Raw genomic sequence first — 8,685 nt, forward strand, 5'->3', positions numbered from 1 at the left:
ACGTTCGTTGGGATCGGTCACCTATCAAGATGCCTCAACGATTGTGTTATCGACCACCGTTTCCTATCAACTCGGTAATGGATTGGCCAGTTTTTCGCGCGATACTTCCACGCCCTTTGAGCGAACGATCACGCTGGATGCCTATCAGCATCAGCAGATCAGCTATAGTGATGCCTTAGGACGACATCGCTATGATCAACTCTTTAGCGGCACGGGCGCATCAGGCAGTCCCTATAGTACGGTGCGCACCATTCAATATAACCGCGACACGGTGGGCAATCTGGTCTCCACCAACACCTTTGATGCCGCCTCAAACATCGTGGCCTATCAAAAGGCCAGCTACGATGGGGTGGGCCGCAAAACGGGGCTCAACGACGCGGACTCTGGTTCGTGTAGTGCGACCCCCTTGCTGGCTGGTTGTCGCAGTAGCGCAGATACGGCCTGGAAGTACAACTATGATCGTGTTGGCAATGTGCTCAGTCAGCAAGATCCGCGTGGGCAGAGTACCTACGTCAGCTATGATGTGCTCAACCGAGCGCTCTGTAAAGGCACGACGTCCGCCGCGGTCTCACCCTGTAGCAGCACCGCCTACGCAACCTTCTTCTACGACAGTTATGACAACAGCAGCAATCCTGGCGTGACCTTCCCCACGACCTGTGCCGCACCCAGTGGTTCCTACGCCTCCGATCCGATTGGCAAAGAGACGGCGGAAACCTTCAGTGCCACCGCCGGCAATGGATCCCGCTGTAGTGGCTACAATCAGCGGGGACAGGCCGACCAGAGCGGTTTGACGGTTACGGCGGATGGCACGACCACGACGCAAACGGTGCATGCCTCCTACAACGATATGGGGCAGCAAACTACGCTGGTCTATCCCGATGGCGAAGCGTTGACCACCCAGTATGATGGCAATAGCTACCTGCGCTCCTCCTACTTTTGGGATGCCACCAGTACCGATCCCGTCAGCTTCCTGGTTGGCCAGGTCTCTTACACCAACACTGGACAGGTGGCAGGATTAGCCATCGGTGGCTCGGCCGCGAAAACAGCACAGCCCAGCGCCGTTTTCTCGACCAGTGTGAGCTATGATGGCATCCAGCGTCCGGTGACCAGCAGTGCCACCCGCAATGGCACGACCTTCTGGAGCCAGACGAAAACCTATGACAACGTCGGCAATACGCTGAACCTGAGCACCACGCTTCCCACGGTATCAGGAGGCAGTCAGACCGACTCCCAATCCTTCTGTTATGACGCACTCAACCGTCTGGTGTGGGCCGGAGATACCGGAACCCCGAGTGGAGGAGATCATTGTGGCTTGAATCCCAATGGCACCACCATCGCACCGTATCAGCAAACATTCAGCTATGATGCTCTAGATCGCCTGACAAAAGGCCCGGCAGGCACCGAAACCTATGGCACGACACCCGTCCATGGGGCGAACACGCTGAGCACTGTCCCCAATCAGTATGCCAGTTATGACGCCATGGGCAACATGACCTGTCGCAACACCGATACCACCGTGGGCTCAACCTATGCCTGCGATGCCTCACAAAGTGGCGCATTGATGGGTTATGACAACGAAGGACGTTTGTCCTCCTGGACATCGCCCGGCGGCTCCACGCCCAGCGATCAATTTCTCTATGACAATGCCGGCCAGCGCGTGCTGCAACGCGCGAGTACAGGAGGTAACAACCCGACCGATACCATCACCTTCGATAGTTTCACTGAGGTCGCTATCAACGCCGGGGGAACTTCGACTACCAAATACTACAGTACCGGTGGACAGAAAGTGGCGATGCGCAAAGATGGCATCCTCTCCTATCTCGTCCCTGACTTCCTGGGCAGCATGAGCCTCTCGCTCTATGCCGATGGTTCCGTGCAAGCCGTGCAGTTATTCTCCCCCTTTGGAGGGACGCGCTATAGCGATGGATCGATCCCGACCAGCTATAACTTCACTGGACAGCGTTTTGATAGTATTACAGGATTGCTGTACTACGGCGCGCGGTATTATGATCCTGTGAGTGGTCGTTTTACGAGTGCCGATAGTGTCGAAACCAATGGCGCGGGTCTGGATGCCTATGCCTATGTCAAAGGTAATCCCGAAACAGCCACTGATCCAACGGGTCATAAAGTAATGTATGGCGGCGAAGAAGGAGGAGGAAGTGTTCCTGCGGGGAGCAATGGAAACAATGGGAATGGTGGGAATGGTGGGAATGGTGGGAATGGTGGGAATGGTGGGAATGGTGGGAATGGTGGGAACGGTGGGAATGGTGGGAATGGTGGGAACGGTGGGAATGGTGGGAATGTCGGAACGTGTGTATTCGACGCAACTTGTGGCACCACGTCTACAACCCCAACGGGTGGAAAGAGTGGATATCCTGCCTCACAGAATGCGGTTCATCACCAGCATTGTAACTTGGATTGCTGGCTTTTACTCGCTAATGTAGGAATGCTACTGCTGAATTTCCTTCAGCCAGAAACTTTAATCGCTGATCCTGAATTGTATGAGCTAGATCAAGAAGCTTGGGAACGTGCACTGGCTGATGCTGATTGTGGTGGAGGTTTAAGTTTCCGTGCTAATACTCTGGTTGCCACCAGCATGGGAGAGTTGCAGATTGGAGCCCTCAAGCCTGGGGAAAAGGTCTGGGCTTATAATACCACTTCTAAGAAGATGGAATTAGAGGTCATCCGCCACGTCTGGATCAATCATGACAATGATCTCGTTGATCTCACCCTCAGTACCAAGACGGAAGCAGCCAAAGGCAAGCCTGCGCATCAGACCAATGAGATACTGCATACAAACAAGAAACATCCCTTCCTCACAGTCGAGAAAGGTTTCCTTCCAGTTGCCCAATTGAAGCTTGGGATGCACATTATGGAAGCAGGTGGGCGTGTCGGTGTCGTGACTGCGTGGAAGAGTGTACCTAGCACGCAGGTGATGTATAATCTGGAGGTCACGCAGGATCACACCTATGCTGTTGGTGAAGGCCAATGGATTGTTCATAATCTTGGATGTGGCGGGAATTTAACCATCGATGCAGCTCAAGCATCCGCCGATGAGATTAATGCTGCTAAATATGTTGCATCTATTAAACCTGATGCCAATGTCGTTTTAAGAGATCCAGTGGGTGCAAGATCTACTGATGGAGGCACATCTGATTTATTAGTAAATAATACAACATACGATGTTTTTTCTCCTAATACAAACAAAGCAAGCCAAGTTATTAGTGCTGTTGCTGGGAAATATAGCCAAGCTAGGGGAATTGTTATCAATTTACAAAACTCTAAGCTTACTGCTAGCGATTTGGATAATATTAATGGCCGTGTATCAGGTTTGCTTCGAAGTTGGGGAAAAGATCCTTCTACAATAAAAGACATCATCATTTACGATCCTAAATGATCTGATGTGAGAATTCTTGAGAATTCTATAGTAAATATTTTTACAATAATTCTGTGGAGATATTATTCACAGAATTATTGTAAAAATTGTTATGAGGAGTGAGCCAATGTCCAAGTTTCTATGTCGTTGTGGTTATGTCATTATAGACCAAGAGGATTATTTGCCATATAAAGCCTCTTTTTTTTTAGATGCAGACACGAATATTTCTTTTGAAAGATTTTATAGTTATCTGCAAGATTTACAAATAGCTCTTAACGAGGGAGATATTCAAGATTTTTTTAAGAAAACACATGGCGAAGACGTTGTTCAAGAATCTTTTAGCCTTGAGGATAGTATCGCAATGATGTTTGGGGGGCTTATTGCAGTTTTTGGTCATACTATGTATGAATGCGAACAGTGCGGTAGAATATGGTTGCAATTTCATCGTGATATGAACCGCTTTATACCATTCCATCCAGAAAGTGATATCAGAGGTGTTTTGAAGTCAGATACTGATGAGAAAAAACGAAGTATAGAAAAAGGCATTCAGTATCCCGCTTGAGTAAGGTTATACTCGACATCGCTGCGTTGCCTCACAAAGCTGGGGAATCTCGACGACGAAATATTACGCAGTGGGTGGACAGACAGTGGCGATGCGCAAAGATGGCATCCTCTCCTATCTGGTCCCTGACTTCCTTGGTAGCGTGAGTCTGTCGCTGTATGCCGATGGATCGGTCCAGGCTGTACAGTTATTCTCACCTTTTGGAGGGATACGCTATAGCGATGGATCGATCCCAACCAGCTATAGCTTTACCGGGCAGCGCTTTGATAGTATCACCGGCTTGCTGTACTACGGCGCGCGGTATTATGATCCCGTGAGTGGACGTTTCATCAGTGCCGATAGTGTCGAAACCAACGGGGCTGGTCTGGATGCCTATGCCTATGTCAAAGGAAATCCCGAAACAGCCACTGATCCAACTGGTCACGGGCAATGTTTCGCTGAGGACGATAGTGGATGTGTAGGTGTGCCTGGTCCCGGAACACCGGGACAGCCATCATCACCGCCAGCACAGCAGCCGCCAGCACAGCAGCCGCCAGCACAGCAGCCATCACCACCAGTAAATCAAGGGTGTGTTTATGACTGTGGACCTGGACCTAACACGGGGGGAACCCCGATGCCAGTAAAACAGATAATGTCATATAAACCTCCCGTTTGTGACCAACTTTGTCAGGATGAGAAAGACTCACTACTTCCATCTCTTGCCATGTTAGCTTTTGAAGGAATCGTTGCAGCGGATATATTCAACCCGGAGACTGAAGTTACTGATGATGAAGCTATACCAGGAACGCTTAGTAAGATAGGAGCAGGAATTGATGCTTTTACCTGTAGTTTTACTGCAGCGACACTCGTATTCACCTCTACTGGGGAAATGCCGATAGGCGTCCTCAAACCAGGAAACGTAGTGTGGGCCTATAACGGAGCCAAGAAGCAAACAGAGCTTGAACCCATCAAACATGTCTGGATCAACCACGACAATGATCTGGTAGATCTGACCCTGACCACCAAGATCGAGGCAAGCAAAGGCAAGCCTGCGCATGAGATCAGTGAAACCCTGCATACCAATCAGAAACATCCCTTCCTCACGGTGGAGAAAGGTTTCCTTTCAGTTGCGCAATTGAAGCTTGGTATGCATGTGGTTGAAGCAAGTGGGCGCGCTGGTGTGGTAACAGGATGGAAGAGTGTTCCTGGTACCCAGACGATGTATAATCTGGAGGTCACCCAAGATCATACCTATGCTGTTGGAGCTGGGCAATGGGTTGTTCATAATGAGACTCCAGCGTGTATAGATCCTCAGACGCTATCGGATGCAGGGAATGCTCCGGATAAAGGAGGTATGACAAGAGCAGGAAGAGCATTTCAGAAACATGTTTCTAGAGTAGATGGAAGCCAATTTGGGACTGATCCGGGAAAGCCTGCATTGAGGAATCAGATGGGTCAATATACTTTGGATGATATATTGACTCATCCAGACCTTCAATGGACGCAAAATTATTATTCCTCTGATAAGAAGTACGTTCTTGATGGCTATATTCCAGATGGGCGCGGTGTTCGTTATTCTTTACCTGATCTTTTTTTCATGGGTTTCCGTTCTAAGTAACATTGGGAGACATTTAACATTTTAGCAGCAGCCTCCTGAGAAATTCGCCTATTTGATTTCTCAGGAGGCTTGGTAGAGTTCCACTGAATGATGGATGAGCGTTGTAAAATGTAGCTAAGGCATGGTTCAAAATGAGCTCAGATCAATGTGACAACTTTGAACAATCCACATTGTGAAAAATAAATCCTGAGATGGCCTCCTGAGCGGCTTCAGGATTTATTTTGGGGTGATTCCATCGTTCACAACTGTCACATCCGTTTGAACCTTGCCTAAGTAAATCATATTACTTTTACAGAATAGTTTGCGTATCTGACCAGCAAATATCTCGCAGTCATTGTGTGATTATACTTAGATTCATTGAGTAAAAAATTCGAGGTAGAAATAATGGATTATTCTTTATTTCAAGCTTTTAAGGAAGATTTTAATAAAAATATAGCAGATACATTACTAGATATATATGTGTTTGAAACAGATAAACACGATTGGCAAAAGGTAATAGACTACCTTCAAAGGGAAACGAAGCATGATTTCATTTTCTTTGTAAACCATGAACATCATGTGTTGCCTTCTCGCGTTGAAGAAGTCTTTGATGTAGCATCAAATCATTCTGTTTTCCTGTGTGTTGATAAAGGGCTACTAAATCTTCATTGCTATTTTTTTACATTTGAGCAAATTGAGTTTGATCTGGACCCTCGTATTATTACTGATGAAAATCGTTTCAAGCATTTACTTGATTTTATTCATGGCATAGGTAGAATCCTTCAGAAAAAAGTTGTTGTAACTCCAGAAAGTAATGAGATAGTTCATTATCTGTCTTACGATCCAACAATTGGGAATGATATATGGTCTTTACCAAATTGGGGAAGTATGTGATGGGCCTGAAATTGGTTCTTCCACTGAAATAACGTCTCTATCTTAAAATTGATGTTTAGATAAACCAGGAAAAAAGGTACCCCCTGGTTGCCAAAGGATACCTAAAAGCGTAATGTACTTTCAACAAAACAAAACAAGAAAAAGGACATTACGCATTGAACTTTAACACATTGAAGCAAGTTCGTCAGCAGGTCTACGACAGTTTTGAACGAGGAGCGGATGCTTTGTTCAATCTGTGTGACGCCTTGCGGTGTGAATCTCAGGCCCGTAGTTTGCCAGAACTGTCGTATTCGTCGTTCTTTGAACGAGAATGGTCGAGTCTCTATCAAGCCCTTTCCAATGGCAAGATCAATGACGTCGCGTTGCGGCAGATCTGGGTGAAGGCTCTGCTTGCCAGGATCCCAGAAAGCCAAACCGTCTGTATCAGCGTGGATGCCAGCAGCATTGCGCGTCCCGAAGCCGAAACAAGCAGGGATCGAGGCATCATTCCTGTCTCGAACTTGCCACGGGCTGCCAAACCCATCAGCGTGGGATGGCAGTATTCGACGGTGATGCTCTTGCCAGAAGTGACCAGTAGTTGGGTGGGCATCTTGGATCAACGTCGTATTGAGACGGCACAAACCGCCATTGAAGTAGCTATTGCCCAATTGCAGGCGTTGGTGCCTTTGATCAAACACCCGATTATCATTCTGGCAGATCGTTGGTATGCCACCGCCGATTTTCTGCGGGCATGCAAAACGTTGGGTTGTCAGGTGCTGATCCGGCTCAAACGCAATCGCAAGCTCTACCGTCCTGCGGTGCGTACGAGCACGAAAGGACGTCCTCCGTTGGATGGTCCGCTCTTTCAAGGCAGTCGTCCCGACACGGTGGGGGGAGTCGAGGCAAGCTTGATGAGCTACGACAAGAAAGGAAAGATCGTCACGGTCAATCGATGGAGTCAGTTGCATGTTCGCCAGGCCCGTGACGTGCAGGTGCGCGTCTTTGGGGTGCAACGAGAGGGAGCCAAAGACAGCCCTAACTGAACTTTTTTGAGGAGTTCAGAAAGGTCCTGTTTATCTAAACATCAATTCAATGTTAGGAGAAAGAAATGCTTCATTTCTATGAACAATATCAGCAAGGATATTATCAAGAAGTGTATGATGACTTGTTGGCGCTGCAAGACCAGATTTACAAACCCTCTCTTTATGAGGATGCATCGGCTATCATGCGATCCATTATGCAAAGAGTTCGCATAAATACTGAAAGAATCATGCAACGTCTTCCGAATATCGGCTTTGTGTATAGTAAAGGGCTGGCTAGACACTTTACTACCGAGCATGAAAAAGAAGTGTATGAAAAGACATTCCCTTTATTTCAGCCACCTAAGAGTGATGTGCAAGAACAAGTTGCATTATTAGAGCAACTTTCTGGATCATTGCCTCTCTCGCTCCGATTCTTCTATGAAGAAGTGGGATATGTTAACTTTGTTGGTGCATTCTCATCCATGAAGGCTGAGGATGCATAGGAATTAGATCCTTTTTGTATTTGCCCTTTGGACATCGCACTTATGCAAATCACAGTATCAGAAGAGAGTTGGAAAGAAGATCCCCGTTTACTCCTCTCAGGGGATTGTTATCATAAGTATGGATATAGTGGTGGTGGCACCTACGATATTATACTTCCGTGTAAAGCCATAGACACCATTTTTGATGGAGAACCACATAACACGACATTTGTCAATTACTTACGGCTATGCATTCTAAAGTGGGGAGGTTTTCCAGGGTTGGAGAAACATTCCTTCCTCTCAAAAGAGCAACTGCTCTATTTAACACATGATTTATTGCCTTTTTAAGAGATTGTGCAACCAACTTGTATTAGTACTCCTTGCCCGATGTGACGCGCACGGAGGATCATACCGGCTATAGTGATCCTAACAATGGCTGCGCGGCACCGGGATCGCTGATCGCCAATCAGACGAGCTATAATGCCTCTGGGACTCCGGTGGCGACGCTGGATGCCGATAGTCATCAAGGCTGTACGAGCGGTTATACCGCCTGTGCCACCTATGATGGGTTTGCGACCCATCTGACCACAGCCACCAATGCCAAAAAGCAGGCGGTGACGGCGAGCTACAGTAGTACGGCGGCCGGCGGCTATGGGCAGTGGCTGATGGCGACCAAAGACGCCAATGGACAAACCACGACCTTTCAGTATGATGGGTTGGGGCGGTTAACCGCAATGGCCGCGCCGGGCGATACGCTCACGAGCCCGACCGTTTCCTACACCTATACCAATACC

Annotated in this window: 7 protein-coding genes; all 7 read left to right on the forward strand. The window is 47.9% G+C overall.

Going from position 1 to position 8,685, the window contains the following annotated elements; translation table 11 throughout:
• A partial coding sequence (locus tag F1593_RS26450) for an RHS repeat-associated core domain-containing protein (RefSeq protein ID WP_149404555.1) occupies positions 1-3,397 on the forward strand: 3,397 nt, incomplete at its 5' end.
• 106 nt (positions 3,398-3,503) lie between these two features.
• A complete protein-coding gene (locus F1593_RS26455) occupies positions 3,504-3,938 on the forward strand; it encodes a DUF8617 domain-containing protein (protein ID WP_149404556.1) in 435 nt (144 codons plus the stop codon).
• Positions 3,939-4,008: 70 nt separating this feature from the next.
• Positions 4,009-5,535: an RHS repeat-associated core domain-containing protein gene (locus tag F1593_RS26460; protein ID WP_149404557.1), complete on the forward strand. Its 1,527-nt coding sequence runs from the start codon at positions 4,009-4,011 to the stop codon at positions 5,533-5,535.
• Between the two features lie 384 nt (positions 5,536-5,919).
• Entirely contained in the window at positions 5,920-6,408 is a 489-nt protein-coding gene (locus F1593_RS26465; protein ID WP_149404558.1) for a hypothetical protein, read from the forward strand.
• 155 nt (positions 6,409-6,563) lie between these two features.
• Positions 6,564-7,430, forward strand: coding sequence for a transposase (locus F1593_RS26470; protein ID WP_149404559.1), 867 nt, complete (start codon positions 6,564-6,566; stop codon positions 7,428-7,430).
• Between the two features lie 65 nt (positions 7,431-7,495).
• Positions 7,496-7,912 carry a hypothetical protein gene (locus F1593_RS26475; protein ID WP_149404560.1) on the forward strand — a complete coding sequence of 139 codons (417 nt, stop codon included), beginning with the start codon at positions 7,496-7,498 and terminating at the stop codon, positions 7,910-7,912.
• Between the two features lie 368 nt (positions 7,913-8,280).
• Positions 8,281-8,685 (forward strand): RHS repeat domain-containing protein (locus F1593_RS26480; protein WP_149404561.1); only part of this gene is annotated, 405 nt, incomplete at its 3' end.

Source organism: Dictyobacter arantiisoli (genome assembly GCF_008326305.1).
Taxonomy (GTDB): Bacteria; Chloroflexota; Ktedonobacteria; order Ktedonobacterales; family Ktedonobacteraceae; genus Dictyobacter; species Dictyobacter arantiisoli.